Origin of the sequence: Xanthocytophaga flava (assembly GCF_030068545.1) — a bacterium.
Taxonomy (GTDB): domain Bacteria; phylum Bacteroidota; class Bacteroidia; order Cytophagales; family 172606-1; genus Xanthocytophaga; species Xanthocytophaga flava.
Map to the genome: position 1 here is coordinate 21,873 of NZ_JASJOR010000006.1, position 13,596 is coordinate 35,468.

Annotated in this window: 11 protein-coding genes; 3 read left to right on the forward strand and 8 right to left on the reverse strand. The window is 38.4% G+C overall.

The annotated features are described in order from the left end of the window. The first annotated feature begins 42 nt into the window (after window positions 1-42). On the forward strand, window positions 43-1,227 hold the full coding sequence (locus QNI15_RS10755; protein ID WP_314031728.1) for an aspartate aminotransferase family protein: 1,185 nt from the start codon (window positions 43-45) through the stop codon (window positions 1,225-1,227). On the opposite strand, the gene QNI15_RS10760 is transcribed toward QNI15_RS10755, so the two are convergent. The 3 genes from QNI15_RS10760 to QNI15_RS10770 are packed head-to-tail and all read right to left on the reverse strand — an operon-like array spanning window position 1,221 to window position 4,532. After that, complete coding sequence (locus tag QNI15_RS10760; RefSeq protein WP_314031729.1) at window positions 1,221-2,642, reverse strand: hypothetical protein; 1,422 nt, start codon at window positions 2,640-2,642, stop codon at window positions 1,221-1,223. The genes QNI15_RS10755 and QNI15_RS10760 overlap by 7 nt on opposite strands. Beyond that, entirely contained in the window at window positions 2,617-3,534 is a 918-nt protein-coding gene (locus tag QNI15_RS10765; protein ID WP_314031731.1) for a glycosyltransferase family 2 protein, read from the reverse strand. The genes QNI15_RS10760 and QNI15_RS10765 overlap by 26 nt, the downstream gene beginning before the upstream one ends. Next, window positions 3,531-4,532 carry a glycosyltransferase family 2 protein gene (locus tag QNI15_RS10770; RefSeq protein ID WP_314031732.1) on the reverse strand — a complete coding sequence of 334 codons (1,002 nt, stop codon included), beginning with the start codon at window positions 4,530-4,532 and terminating at the stop codon, window positions 3,531-3,533. Before QNI15_RS10770 ends, QNI15_RS10765 begins: the two co-directional genes overlap by 4 nt. Window positions 4,533-4,566: 34 nt before the next feature. On the opposite strand from QNI15_RS10770, the gene QNI15_RS10775 reads away from it, so the two are divergent. Continuing rightward, window positions 4,567-5,568: a glycosyltransferase family 61 protein gene (locus QNI15_RS10775; protein ID WP_313995215.1), complete on the forward strand. Its 1,002-nt coding sequence runs from the start codon at window positions 4,567-4,569 to the stop codon at window positions 5,566-5,568. A 32-nt stretch (window positions 5,569-5,600) separates the two neighbouring features. Here the strand turns inward: QNI15_RS10775 and recG are convergent, their stop codons facing one another. The 5 genes from recG to ispE form a co-directional block, all read right to left on the reverse strand. Then, a complete protein-coding gene (gene recG, locus QNI15_RS10780; protein WP_314031733.1) occupies window positions 5,601-7,745 on the reverse strand; it encodes an ATP-dependent DNA helicase RecG in 2,145 nt (714 codons plus the stop codon). A 183-nt stretch (window positions 7,746-7,928) separates the two neighbouring features. After that, on the reverse strand, window positions 7,929-8,993 hold the full coding sequence (corA, locus tag QNI15_RS10785) for a magnesium/cobalt transporter CorA (protein ID WP_313995221.1): 1,065 nt from the start codon (window positions 8,991-8,993) through the stop codon (window positions 7,929-7,931). Between the two features lie 44 nt (window positions 8,994-9,037). Next, window positions 9,038-9,934 (reverse strand): PhzF family phenazine biosynthesis protein, encoded by an 897-nt coding sequence (locus QNI15_RS10790; protein ID WP_314031734.1) that lies wholly within the window; start codon window positions 9,932-9,934, stop codon window positions 9,038-9,040. A 16-nt stretch (window positions 9,935-9,950) separates the two neighbouring features. Further along, entirely contained in the window at window positions 9,951-11,018 is a 1,068-nt protein-coding gene (gene lpxK / locus QNI15_RS10795; protein WP_314031736.1) for a tetraacyldisaccharide 4'-kinase, read from the reverse strand. A 133-nt stretch (window positions 11,019-11,151) separates the two neighbouring features. Continuing rightward, entirely contained in the window at window positions 11,152-11,967 is an 816-nt protein-coding gene (gene ispE, locus QNI15_RS10800; RefSeq protein ID WP_314031737.1) for a 4-(cytidine 5'-diphospho)-2-C-methyl-D-erythritol kinase, read from the reverse strand. 217 nt (window positions 11,968-12,184) lie between these two features. Here ispE and QNI15_RS10805 point away from each other — a divergent pair, with 217 nt between their 5' ends. Then, window positions 12,185-13,507, forward strand: coding sequence for a glycoside hydrolase family 140 protein (locus QNI15_RS10805; RefSeq protein ID WP_314031738.1), 1,323 nt, complete (start codon window positions 12,185-12,187; stop codon window positions 13,505-13,507). Window positions 13,508-13,596 lie beyond the last annotated feature (89 nt).

Sequence of the window (13,596 nt, forward strand, 5' to 3'; positions counted from 1 at the left end):
GTCAGGTGTCGAACATCATTGTGCAAGACACACAATATTGCTATGTATACTCATCGCCAACAGCTATTTCTTGATCATGTAGCTCAAACATCCGAATTTCCACTATTACTTGAAATAGAGAGAGCAGAAGGTATTTATATGTACTCACCTGAAGGAAAGCAATACATAGATCTCATCTCAGGCATTGGAGTAAGTAATGTAGGTCACCGTCATCCAAAAGTGATTGCAGCTATTCAGGCACAATTGGAGAAACATATGCACCTGATGGTGTATGGAGAATTTGTTCAATCCTCTCAGGTTCTACTAGCTGATGCATTGGCAAAGACATTACCTGAACCGTTGGAAAGTGTATACTTTACAAACTCAGGTGCTGAGGCCATAGAAGGCGCAATGAAGCTGGCAAAACGGTATACTGGCCGACACGAAATAGTATCCTGCTTTTATTCCTATCATGGTTCTACTCAGGGAGCTTTATCCTTGTCCAGTGCAGAATCTTTTAAACAAGCCTATCGCCCTTTATTACCCGGAATAGATCATATCCAGTATAATAATCTAGCAGATCTTACAAAGATAACACATAAAACAGCTGCGGTTGTTATTGAAACCATTCAGGGAGAAGCAGGTATTCGTATAGCAGATGACACCTATTTTACATCTCTTCGTCAACGATGTACCGAAACAGGGACATTGCTGATTCTAGATGAAATACAAACTGGCTTTGGACGTACAGGCACTTTCTGGGGATTTGAACAATATAATGTAGTTCCTGATATTGTTGTATGTGCTAAAGGCATGGGAGGAGGAATGCCGATTGGTGCATTTATTTCATCTAAAGAAATAATGTTTGCATTAGCGAACAATCCTATCCTTGGGCACCTCACTACCTTTGGTGGACATCCGGTAAGCTGCGCAGCCGCCTTGGCTACATTACAAGTGATCCAACAGGAAAATTTGTTGGAAGGTATTACAAGGAAGGAACAACTATTCAAACAATTACTTATCCATCCTAAAATCCGCAGTATTCGCAGCAAAGGATTAATGATAGCTGTTGAGTTTGAATCATTTGAAGTCTTAAAACCTATTATTGATAAGGCAATCCAGAACGGAGTTATCACAGATTGGTTTTTACATTGTGATAACTCTATGCGCATAGCTCCTCCTCTTATAATTACAGAAGAACAAATTGAACAAGCCTGTGCAATTATAGTAGAGTGTGTTAGTTACTGAGTTGTTCTTTCTGCAAAAGTCTCATATTGAGGCCTTCTCCTAAACCAAGTCAATGTATCGATAGCAATCAATAGTATAAATGGATCAGCATAATACCGCCATCTTTGATCAACGAAGAAAATTACAGAAAAAAGAAGAGCAACTATAACTACAAGAAAAGGAATAATTTGTGTCAATATTTCATAATTAAATCTGGATTTTATCAAATTATATAGATATACACAAAACCCAATAAAGAATAAAGAATGTATTAATCCTGTAAAGAACATAGCAAGATTAACTTCTTTAGGATGTAAAAAGTTATCTGGTAAAAAGAAAATCGCAACTTTTCGTAATGATAGCTCCATTTCCTTAGTAGGATTATTAACTATCCAATTTATAGCAAGTTTTTTACGAGCTTGAGCTTCCTCATACTCATTTAATTCATTAATACTAGGAAGCTGTTTACTGATATAAGTATCCCAAGCACTTCCAACTCCTGAATCCCCTAACCAAGAACCTCTCGCATACTCATTATGGCCTTGTAAAAACATAAACCCTGTCTGATTTGAGAGAAATAGTTCACCAAACAACATATGATTTTTATATAACACAGGTATCTGAACTAAAAAAAACAGGAGCCAGTTAGTGATGATTAATAGTAGAAAAACTTTATTTTTAATATAGAAGCTTATTTTTTTTCTTAGATATAAAGCTGAAAGAATCAAAATACCACCTAAACTATAAAAGATCAAAGTAGTATGGGGACGTATTAATATTGCAAATGAAGCTAATAAACAAGTTATTATTAACAAATAAGTAGGAGATTTCTCCTGAAAACCTATAAATCTATAATAGATTTCAACAACGATGACAACGATAGATAATGCAATGTTTTCATAACACGCCATAGAACCTATATAATATAATACAGAAGGATATAATCCATATAAAACTGTAGCTACACTTGCCAGTTGCTTCTTTTTCAAAAAAAGAGTAGCAATTTTATAAAATGAATAGACAGATATACCAAATAAGATAAGAGAAATTATATGTATAATTGCAGCATACCCTCTGAAGTAAGAATCTGTTGGAGTCAATACTATATCTTTACCAGTAAGATTGGTATAAATTCTCTGGCCGAGAATATGTAAAAAGATGGGCAAACTTGTCCTCCAGGCAGTTTTTTGTTTATCTTTTCGGGCGTAGTAACCTTTATTTGCAGCAAATCCATATCCATCATTGTAGTTTTTTGCAATACTCGCAATATCCATTTCATCAGGATTGACAACCAATGAATATTGAAATGGATATTCTGCAAAAGGAGAGTTAGGTCCTGACTGATTACAATCACTAAAGATTATTACCAGACATTTAAGTAAAACAAGGAAAATACAAATCTTCCTGATATCACTTTTTGGAATTATATCCTTCATAAATAGCAACGGTAAGGAGAATATTTACAATTCTGAAATATATTGAATCAAAAGCTGTTTTGTTGGGAAGTCTTCTAACAACAAATTGAATTAAAGGAGAAAAAAAAGATAATACATTCAAAATTATTTTTTTGGTAAAAGAATAAGAAATAGCGACTTCTTGATATCCCAATCCTACGGCTACTTTTCGGGTAGCCCCTCCCCGCCTGCGTCTATCCAGCCACGCATTAATATCCAGACGATCTGATTCGTTGTGAAATAGTCTGCTTTTTGGATAAATATAAAATGTGAAGCCTAAAGCCTGCAGCCTTTTTGCAAACTCATAATCCTCAAAACCTGCATGAGGAAATACTTCATTATACCCTCCAGACTCATTGAAATCTCTCTTAGCCATAGAGAGATACTGGCTTGTTATTCCATGAGTCACAAAGAGTTCTTCATCATTCCAGTCATTACCACGATTCCAACCTTTCAACGAAGTAAATCCATAATGAATCAAATATCGGCCAAAAGGTGTCTGGGCTATCTTAGCACTTCTCTCTGGTGGATAAATCCAGTTTAGGTTAATACAACAACGTTGATATTTCTCATGCAGCCTAAATGTTGTCTGTATATCTTCTGCCTGTATAAGCATATCATCATCAATAAAAAGCAATAGCTCTCCTGTAGCATTCTTTGCTCCAAAATTACGTGCCGATGCCACTCCAGCCTTAGGATTACGCAGCACAGTTACTACATTGGTTAAGGTATCAGGTAAAATAAGAGGCTTTTCTGAGTCATTTACTACCAAAACCTCATTATCAACTCCTTTGACTGCATCGGCAACAGCATTTAGTGTTTCAATCACAAGCTGTGGACGGTCTTTTGTTGGTATAACTATACTGAGTTTCAAGCTGAACGAAGTTTACGAATCAAGGATAAAAAAGTAGCGAATGGTTCTGTTGTACGAAGTTTTAGTTTGCGCAAGAGCCCTCTTTCTGTATCTGTTAATAACTGATGATTTATAGTAGATAACAATAGCCGGGCTTTTCCATTACTAAATGCAGCATACGACTCATCAGCCCTAAATAAGAGATAGTACTGTAAGGCATGTTTGACAAGTTCGGCGCTGTAGTTGTCTACGATCTGGATCTGAAAATCTTTCTTCACAGAAAAACATTTCTCTATTAATTCTTTCTCGTCTGTAAATCCAAACTGATTAGCGAGAGCATAAAAAAAGGAATCATGTTCTACTTGAAAAGCAGCATTCTGTGAGACAGTTTTTGAATTTTGGTGAAGACGAAAATTGACCAGCACATCTGGTATTTGAACAATCCCGTTTAATCCATAACTAAATAAATACTTGATCCACCAATCCCGATCCATTAGATAATGTAGGCGAGTATCCAGCAGCCCTATATGCCGGATCACATCGTGTCTGAAAAAGGTTTCTGGCTGATCCATTCGTGCCCAGCCAATTGTTTTGGCCAGATTGTCACCATATACATCTACGCCTTTTGTATAATGACGGGTAGACCCGGAGTCATCAAATACCCGGCCTTGTCCACTTACAATTAGTGTCTCAGGATTCATAAAAGCCACACCTACTTTTTGCAGGGTATCAGGCTGATAATAATCGTCAGAATTCAACCAGTTTACAACCTCCCCTGTTGCTTTCTGCAAACCTTTATTTATAGCATCACTTTGTCCCTTATCTTTTTCACTAATCCAGAAAGCAAGGTGCTTCTCGTATTTTTTAATAATTTTGACAGAGTTGTCTGTACTGCCACCATCAATGATCATATATTCCAGTTTGGGATAGCCTTGGCTTAAAACAGATTCTATGGTCTGTTCAAGGTAATGGCCTTGATTATAGGATGGTGTAATAATGCTAATAGACGGAAGTGACAACGTTATTTGAAGATAAAATTTAAAGTTCTGAGACTTGAAAAAAACAGTAGTATACGAGTCTGAAACCATTACTCGTCGTGCACCGCTAAATTACGAAGAAATTTCACAATCAGAGGAACCTTTCATCCGGTTGGAAGAAACATTGCCTGCATGTTATCTATGTGAACTGAGTAATGCCCTGGTCTCGCCTTATGGAATTGTATTCAAAAATGGACGTATTATACAGGAATCCGTATATTCTATGTTTACTAAAAACAAGAATGCACTTACTTTTTATAAAAAGCTTCTTTTAGGCAAAGTAAAACGTGTGTCAGCAGATTGTGTAATTGCCCATAATGCCTACTATGACAATTATTATCACTGGACTACAGAAGCTTTGCCTCGTTTGTTTAGCATTCGGGAAAAAGCCCCTTCTCTTACATTACTCCTTCACGAAAAAACACCACGATTCATTGACGAATACCTTCGTTTCTTTTCCTTTCGTGAGATTGTGCGTGTAAAAGATGATGAGATTGTCTGGGCAAAAAAACTCTGGCTACCTATGCATACAGCTCGAGGACTTGCACATCGGTTAGCTGTCGTTACACAGCTGGGAAACTGGATTCGGAGTAAGGAAGGAATAGCGCCTCAAAAAGTAACAAAGAAACTATTCATCAGTAGAGAGAAGGCTAAATACAGACGTGCAATCAATGAAGCAGAGGTATTTCAGCTTTTTGAGCTATTAGGTTACGAAAAAATATACCTGGAAGAACTTACACTACCAGAACAAATACAATTATTTACTAATGCTTCTAAGATAGCAGGCATTCATGGAGCAGGCTTTAGCAACCTATTGTACTCCTCTCAGGCTACCTTACTTACAGACATTATTCATTGGGAACATCAGCAGGATGCCTTCTATAATCTGGCCGATGCAATGAATGTTGACTATCTGCGTATAGAATGTAAAGGAGTTGGCAAAGAAAGCTACTGTGGCACAGATGATATCATTGTCGATCTCAAGCAATTGGAAAAACATCTTACATTATTAACCTAACCCAGGAAAGGAATTATTTCCTTTTCCTGTATTTAACTTATCCTGCTCCAATTGGTTTCTTCTTTGCGAAGTGATTCTATATGGCGGCGGATAGGTTGATTTTGCTGTGAAGAAAGATCAGGATCAGCTTCTAATAGCTGAGTCGCAGCATCTCTTGCTTCCTGTAGGATGTATTGGTCTTTGGCAAGATCGGCGATTAATAGATCTAGTACTCCACTTTGTTGTGTGCCAGAAAGATCACCAGGACCCCGTAATTGAAGGTCAACTTCCGAAATCTCAAAGCCATCTGTCGTACGTACCATGGTTTCAATACGGGTACGAGCTTCTTTGCTTAGCTTATAGTCGGTCATCAATACACAATAACTCTGTTCTGCTCCCCGACCCACACGTCCCCGAAGCTGATGCAATTGGGCTAGTCCAAATTTCTCTGCGCTCTCTATTACCATTACACTGGCATTAGGCACGTTCACTCCTACTTCTATTACGGTAGTAGCAACCATGATGTGTGTTTCGTGTTTCAGAAAGCGTTGCATTTCATAGTCTTTATCTCCGGAGTTCATACTTCCGTGCACAATACTAATCTGATATTCCGGAAAAGCTCTCGCAATACTTTCATAGCCATCCATCAGGTTCTTATACGACATCTTCTCTGATTCCTCAATCAATGGATACACAATATAAACCTGACGCCCCAGTTGTAATTGTTCTCGCATAAACCCAAACACACGCAAGCGATGTGCATCATACCGATGTACAGTCTTAATAGGCTTGCGTCCGGCAGGAAGCTGATCTATCACAGAAACATCCAGATCTCCGTACAAAGTCATGGCCAGTGTACGTGGAATTGGTGTCGCGGTCATTACTAACACATGTGGGGGGGTACTCTCATTTTTCTGCCACAAACGAGCACGCTGGGCTACACCAAAGCGGTGTTGCTCATCAATAACAGCCAGGCCGAGATTTTTGAATTGTACTACATCTTCCAGCAAAGCATGCGTTCCCACAAGGATTTTCATCATTCCCAATTGTAGCTGTTGATGAATATCACGTCGGGCAGCAGCACGCGTAGAGCCTGTCAGACAGCCAATGCGAATACCCAGCATATCCGCAAACTGTTTCAGTCCATTATAATGTTGGTCTGCTAAGATCTCTGTAGGTGCCATCATACAGGCCTGAGCACCATTGTCTATTGCCATCAGCATACAAATAAAGGCAACAATGGTTTTTCCACTCCCTACATCTCCCTGTAAAAGGCGGTTCATCTGCTTACCGGAACTCATATCCCGGTAAATTTCACGGATTACCTTTTTCTGTGCATCTGTCAGATCAAAGGGAATATGTTTGCGGTAAAAGACATTCAGGAATGTATCACCTTCTGGCGAATTTTTAAATATTTGTCCAGGAAACTCAACTTTTCGAATCAGCTTTTGCTTTAACAGCTTTAACTGAATATAAAAAAGCTCTTCAAATTTGAGTCGGTTCTTGGCTTGCTCCAATGCATGTACTGTCTTAGGAAAGTGAATACTCTCCATGGCTTCCATCTTGGATATGAGTTGTCGGCGCTGAATTATATTCTCAGGTAGCGTTTCCCGCAAATGACTACTTGCCTGATCCAGCACCTGCCTCACCATTTGCGCTATTTGCTTACTTCCTACAAACTTCTTACGAAGCTTTTCTGTCAGATTGTAGACAGGTTGCAACCCTCCACTTGGCTGTACAGCTTTAGGGTCATATAGCTCCATCTCAGGATGTAGAACACTATACTTCCCGTTAAAAAACTGAGGCTTGCCAAAAACTATATATTCTTGTTTAACTTTTAAGTTCTTTGCCTGCCACTGAATTCCCTGAAACCACAGTAATTCTATTTCACCTGTACTGTCAACAAAATAGGCGATCAAACGTTTTTTACTTCCTTCTCCAGTTTCTTCTACATAATCCACCTTGCCTCGTATCTGCACATAGGGCATCCCTTCATACATCTCACGAATTGTATAGAATTTTGTACGATCTTCATGTCGGAACGGATAATACTGAATAACATCACCATAGGTGAATATACGTAGTTCGGTATTAAGGATAGCCGCTTTTTGAGGACCAACCCCTTTCAGGAATTCGATTTTGGTATCGAAGAAGCTTCGTCTGACGTTCTGGCTGGGTATGGTTTCAGTTTGCATCATTTCATTTTCAGATTACCGCTTTATAGTATCTCGCTACAAAAATAATATCTTTTCAAAACTAAAGACGAATAACTATCTGAAGAGTTTCTGCCTGTACATTGTACCTCTTATTTTGAATAAATGGATATTCAAAGACATCCACTTCTCCTAAAATATATTTTGGAGTAAATATAGCCCAAGGTATTACAACCAATTCTTCCTTCGAAACCAGGCAATCATACAAAGACAGCAAACAAACATTACGCCTAAAGTCCAGAAATAGCCGTAGCGTAAGTGTAATTCGGGCATATTATCAAAGTTCATCCCATACACACCTGCAATGAAAGTCAAAGGCATAAATATGGTAGAGATAATGGTCAGGACCTTCATGGTATCATTGGTCTTATTACTTAGGCCAGATAAATACACATCCAGTAATCCGGCTGCTATGTCCCGATACGATTCCAGTGTATCAATTACCTGAATAGTGTGATCATAGGCATCTCGCAGATATTTCCTTGTATCTTGCTCAATAAGAGGGCCTTCGTCCTGATACAAGGTATTGATAATCTCACGCATAGGCCATACTGCCTTACGAACAAAGATCAACTCGCGCTTTAGCTTATACAATATAGCCAGATTCTGACGAGAAGGAGACTGGCTTATCTCTTCTTCCAGGCCTTCCAGTTTCTCGCCAATCTTTTCAAGTACCAGAAAATAATTATCAATTATCACATCCAGTAATGAATACAGCAGAAAGTCAGCTCCTCCCCGACGAATTCTGCTACCATTAGATTTAATACGTTCCCGTATGGGATCAAAGACATCTCCTGGCACCTCCTGCAGCGATAGCACATAGTGATCCCCCAGTACAAAACTGACTTGCTCAATAAGTACCTCACCCTTCTTATCATCATACGAAAGCATCTTGCACAACACAAAAACATAATTGTCAAAAAACTCTATCTTAGGGCGAAGCTGGGAGTTTAAAATATCTTCCAATACCAGATTATGTAGGCCATAGGCATTTCCCACTTCTTTCACTACCTCCACTTTCTGAATACCATCCATATCTACCCATTTCACTAGCCCTTTTTCATGGTTAGGGAAACATTGCTCCAGATGTGTAACTTCAGTGACTTGAAAACGATCCTGATTATATGTATGTATACTTATCCGAACATTCCCTACAGGTTTATCCCCAATGTAAATGAGGGTACCGGGAGGAGTTCCTACCCACTGTGTATTATGGTGCAGTTTATGTGACATAGCTGTTATGTAATAATCCTTAGAAGTTCTACTATTCTCTTACCTCATACGTCCCACCATCCATGTGAGACCTTTTGTACTTTTCCCCCGATACGAATCGTATATTGGTCTCTGCCCAGCCGTTTTCCATCATGGTAAAGCAAAGATGGTCGGGACATAGCATATCCCTGTTCTACACGGATTTGCAGAGAATTCTTACTCAACACCTGATTTTTAAGCAAATAGGCTAATAAACAACCATTCGCACTACCCGTAGCGGCATCTTCTACCATACTGTTATTCATAGGGTAAAACATTCTGCTACTAATATGATTGTCTGGTTCATACGTTTCCTGTGTAAACACCATACACCCCATTCTGCTAGTACCCATGTGCCGGTTATAATGTTGCAGAAATCTCAGAAATTTTGCCAGATCTACCTGAATAGATTTCAATGCAGCCAGATTACGTAATGGCACAATCTGAAATAAAATTCCTGTTGATACTTCTTCTACAGGAAAGTCTGATAAAATATCATCAGGAGTCAAACCCAGAAAATCAGCTACCTCATCTTTTAAATACATCTGCCCAAAGCTGGGATTTATTTGTTGCATCCAAAGCACATTGTCTGTAAAATCAACGGGAATGACTCCTACCTGTAAGGATAATACTACTTGGGCTACTAATTGCTTTAGAATTTCTTCACGAATGATATAAGCAGTGCCCAGTGTGGGATGTCCGGCAAATGGCAACTCCTGATCAGGTGTAAATATCCTTACTTCAAAACCATTGGAACTATCAACAGCCCTATTGATAAAGGTAGTTTCGGCAAAGTTGATCTCCTTTGCTATTGCAAGCATTTGTATCTTGTTGAGTTGCCCTTCGTGCTCGAAAACAGCCAGCTGATTACCTTCGTATTTCTTCTCGGCAAATACATCCACAATGTGAAAAGGGATTTGCATAAAACTGACAGATTATTTAATTAACGATCAATTGATTAAAACTCTCTTTTTCCTCAAATAAAAAATAGATCTCAATAGGCAAATAGAAAAAGGAAATTTCAGGTGGCAACTCCAGTTGTGATAACTTAACAAAATCCTTTTCGGTTGTCAATACTGTTGAAACACCTGCTTTCTGACAAGCAGCTTGTATAGTTGTGATATCAGCTTGTGTATAATTGTGATGATCCTTAAAATCCAGATGCGCCTTACAATCAAAATTTTGTTTTATATACTCTTCTAGAATATGTGATTGGGCAATTCCTGATACGAGTATCAATTGATTGGAGAATATATTTCTAGAAAATTCTGAAAATGGCAGAGGAGCACTATACCGAATGCTGGAGAAAAAGACTGGTGTAGTAAGCTTTGTGTATTTGCGGATTTTTGAGGAAATCTGTTGTCGGGCAGAATCGGGCAAATCAGGAGGACATTTGCTTACAATTACGACATCGGCTCTTCGTGCACCTATTCGGGTTTCTCGCAGATTACCCGTCGGCAATAACAGATCATTGTAAAATAGTCGATTGTAGTCTGTTAACAGAATAGAAAGGGAAGGTTTGACAGGTCTGTGCTGAAATGCATCATCCAACAAAATAAGTGGAGAATTCAATGCCGTGTGTTGGGTATTTCTAACAGTCTGCTTTATCCGGCGATAAATCTTTCCAATAGCCGCCACCCGATCTTCTCCTACTGTCACGGTAATTTCCTTGCCAAACTTGCGAAAAAACTGCATGGGTTCATCACCGATTTGTTGTGGTTTCGTATTGTCATCTGCAATAAGGAATCCCTTTGTTTTACGCCCATATCCCCTGCTAAGGATTATCAATGTATGAGTATCCTTCAATAATCGGATTAAATACTCTGTGTGAGGAGTTTTTCCGGTCCCTCCAACTGTTAAATTACCGACTACAATGGTAGGAACCGGAAAAGAATGGGATCTGAATATTCCTTTGGAATAAAGCCAGTTGCGAAGTGTCGTGATTATTGCATAAACACAAGCTATAGGAAATAACAACCAGCGAAATAGTAAAAGAAGTTTCTTCATTAGGCTGTATGGATACAGATAATCAGTAAATCATGCATTTTGACCCTCTCAAATCCATTGAAATGCTTTACAAATTTTATCTAAGTTACAATAGTAATCCAGACTTTCGGCAAACTCTGTGTCACAGAATAAATCATTGTTGAAGAAATCCACTCCATATCAGGTATTCGGATGGAAATATTTCTTTAACAGAAACTTCTTTTTCAAAGATGCCAAAAACAGTGGAGCCAGAACCTGACATAGCAGCATATAGGGCGCCTTTATCATAAAGTGTCTGTTTCACAGTTGCCAAGACAGGATAACGAGCAAAAACTCCGCTCTCAAAATCATTAACCAGTCTATCTTTCCAGGTACTTACGGGTTGCGCAAGCACTTGTTTTAAAGGCATAAAGGGCTTTTGAGGCTTTATGCCTGCATATGCTTCTCCTGTAGATACATGAATAGCAGGATAAACTAATACTATATAATATCCTTTAAGAAATATTGATATCTCTTCAAACTGATCTCCTTTATCATAACAATAACGAGGATAATTTTGTATAAAAAAGGCGCAGTCACTTCCAATAGGTCGTATATAGTCTTCCATTTGTGAAGGACTAAGCTTCATATCAAACTTTTCATTCAGCAGTTTAATCGTAAACGCAGCATCAGCTGACCCTCCTCCTAATCCAGCCCCTATTGGAATAACTTTGTGTAAGTGAATATGTATAGGTGGCAAATTAAAATCCTTTTTCAGCGCATTATAGGCTTTTATACATAAGTTGCTGTCTGGGTTACCCGGAATTGAGATGCCTGAACTTGTAAAAGTTAGTTTGTCAGATTCTATAATCTCAAGTACATCCGTCCATCCGACAGAATAAAAACAGGATTCAAGATTATGGTAGCCATCTGGTCTTTTCTCTGTAATATGAAGACCCAGGTTAATTTTAGCATTTGGAAAAGATAACATCAGATTATGATATATGCCTAACTGGCAAGAAAAATGGTATCTTAGTAAGATAGTAAATAATTAATACAAATAACTAAAATATGAATTGAGGAAACAAATGCTATGAAAAATGGTAAATTTAGTCAATTGTATTCTTTCCTCAGACAAATCCTATTGTTTCATACTATATCGAACTAACTTGTTTTGATTCTATCCTGATAACCACTCCTTAGTAAACATGTCATTTTCAGAAAAATCCAAACATTTAAAAGTTAGTACAAACAAGCGTTTTTTGACTTATTCCAATGGTGAACCTTTTTTTTATCTTGGAGACACCGCATGGGAACTGTTTCACAGATTAACCAGAGATGAGGCTGATTTGTATCTTCAGGATCGTGCTAATAAAGGATTTACAGTTATACAGGCAGTGGCCTTGGCAGAATTGGAGGGACTTACTGTGTCAAACCCTTATGGAGCCCTACCCTTACTCAATAATAATCCAACCACACCCAATGAAAAATATTTCGAGCATGTTGACTACATAATACAGAAGGCAGCCTCACTTGGTTTGTTCACAGGACTATTACCTACCTGGGGAGATAAATGGAATAAAAAATGGGGTGCAGGACCTGAAATATTTACAGTTGAGAATGCCCGGTTATACGGAATATGGATTGCCAATCGCTATAAAGATTATCCAATTATATGGATACTTGGGGGAGATCGTCCTATAGAGACTGAAAATCATAAAGAAGTTATTTGTGCAATGGCAAACGGTATTCGCAATGTGATAGGAAATACACAACTGATAACCTTTCATCCTATGGGAGATCACACGTCTTCGGAAGTGTTCCATAATGATCTTTGGTTGGACTTTAATATGTTTCAGTCCGGACATGTGGCCAGAGATCTTCCTAATTACAAGTTTACTCTAAATGATTACCACAAAACACCTACAAAGCCTGTCCTGGATGGGGAACCTCGCTATGAAGATCACCCTGTGAACTGGCGGATAGAGAATGGATATTTCGATGACTTCGATGTCCGGCAGGCAGCCTATTGGTCTATGTTATCAGGTGCATGTGGACATACCTACGGCAATCACAATATCTGGCAATTCTGGCAAAAAGATCGCAAACCTATATCTGAGGCACATACTCCATGGAAAGATGCTTTAAAACATCCAGGTGCAACCCAACTGGGATATATGCGTCAGTTATTTGAATCACGTCCCTGGCAATTAGCATTACCAGATCAGATAATTGTATCAGCTTCAAAAAATAACCATGTAAAAGCTGCTCTGGCTTCTGATGGAAGTTTTGCCTTTGTGTATATTCCAAATGGTGAAACTATAGAAATAAATCTAAGTAGACTTTCAGGCCAACAACTATTTGCCTGGTGGTTTAATCCCAAGACAGGAGTTACCACTATTATAGGTAAATTTTCTGGTCAGAATTATAAAACCTTCAAAGCCCCAGGAGAACAATTCAGAGGCAATGACTGGGTGTTAGTAGTTGATGATTCTAGCAATTTTTTTCAAATGCCAGATACAAAAATATGATTGTAAGAAGTTAGCTAAGCGTAATCATTTATCTATTTTTCATACTCCAAGCAACAGCAATGTAAGATTTCAAAGATCTTTTCACTTTT

Coding starts and splice junctions, on each gene's coding strand:
- QNI15_RS10755 (WP_314031728.1), top strand. CDS start 43: ATGTATACTCATCGCCAACAGCTATTTCTTGATCATGTAGCTCAAACA.
- QNI15_RS10760 (WP_314031729.1), bottom strand. CDS start 2,642: ATGAAGGATATAATTCCAAAAAGTGATATCAGGAAGATTTGTATTTTC.
- recG (WP_314031733.1), bottom strand. CDS start 7,745: ATGATGCAAACTGAAACCATACCCAGCCAGAACGTCAGACGAAGCTTC.
- corA (WP_313995221.1), bottom strand. CDS start 8,993: ATGTCACATAAACTGCACCATAATACACAGTGGGTAGGAACTCCTCCC.
- QNI15_RS10790 (WP_314031734.1), bottom strand. CDS start 9,934: ATGCAAATCCCTTTTCACATTGTGGATGTATTTGCCGAGAAGAAATAC.
- lpxK (WP_314031736.1), bottom strand. CDS start 11,018: ATGAAGAAACTTCTTTTACTATTTCGCTGGTTGTTATTTCCTATAGCT.
- ispE (WP_314031737.1), bottom strand. CDS start 11,967: ATGTTATCTTTTCCAAATGCTAAAATTAACCTGGGTCTTCATATTACA.
- QNI15_RS10805 (WP_314031738.1), top strand. CDS start 12,185: ATGTCATTTTCAGAAAAATCCAAACATTTAAAAGTTAGTACAAACAAG.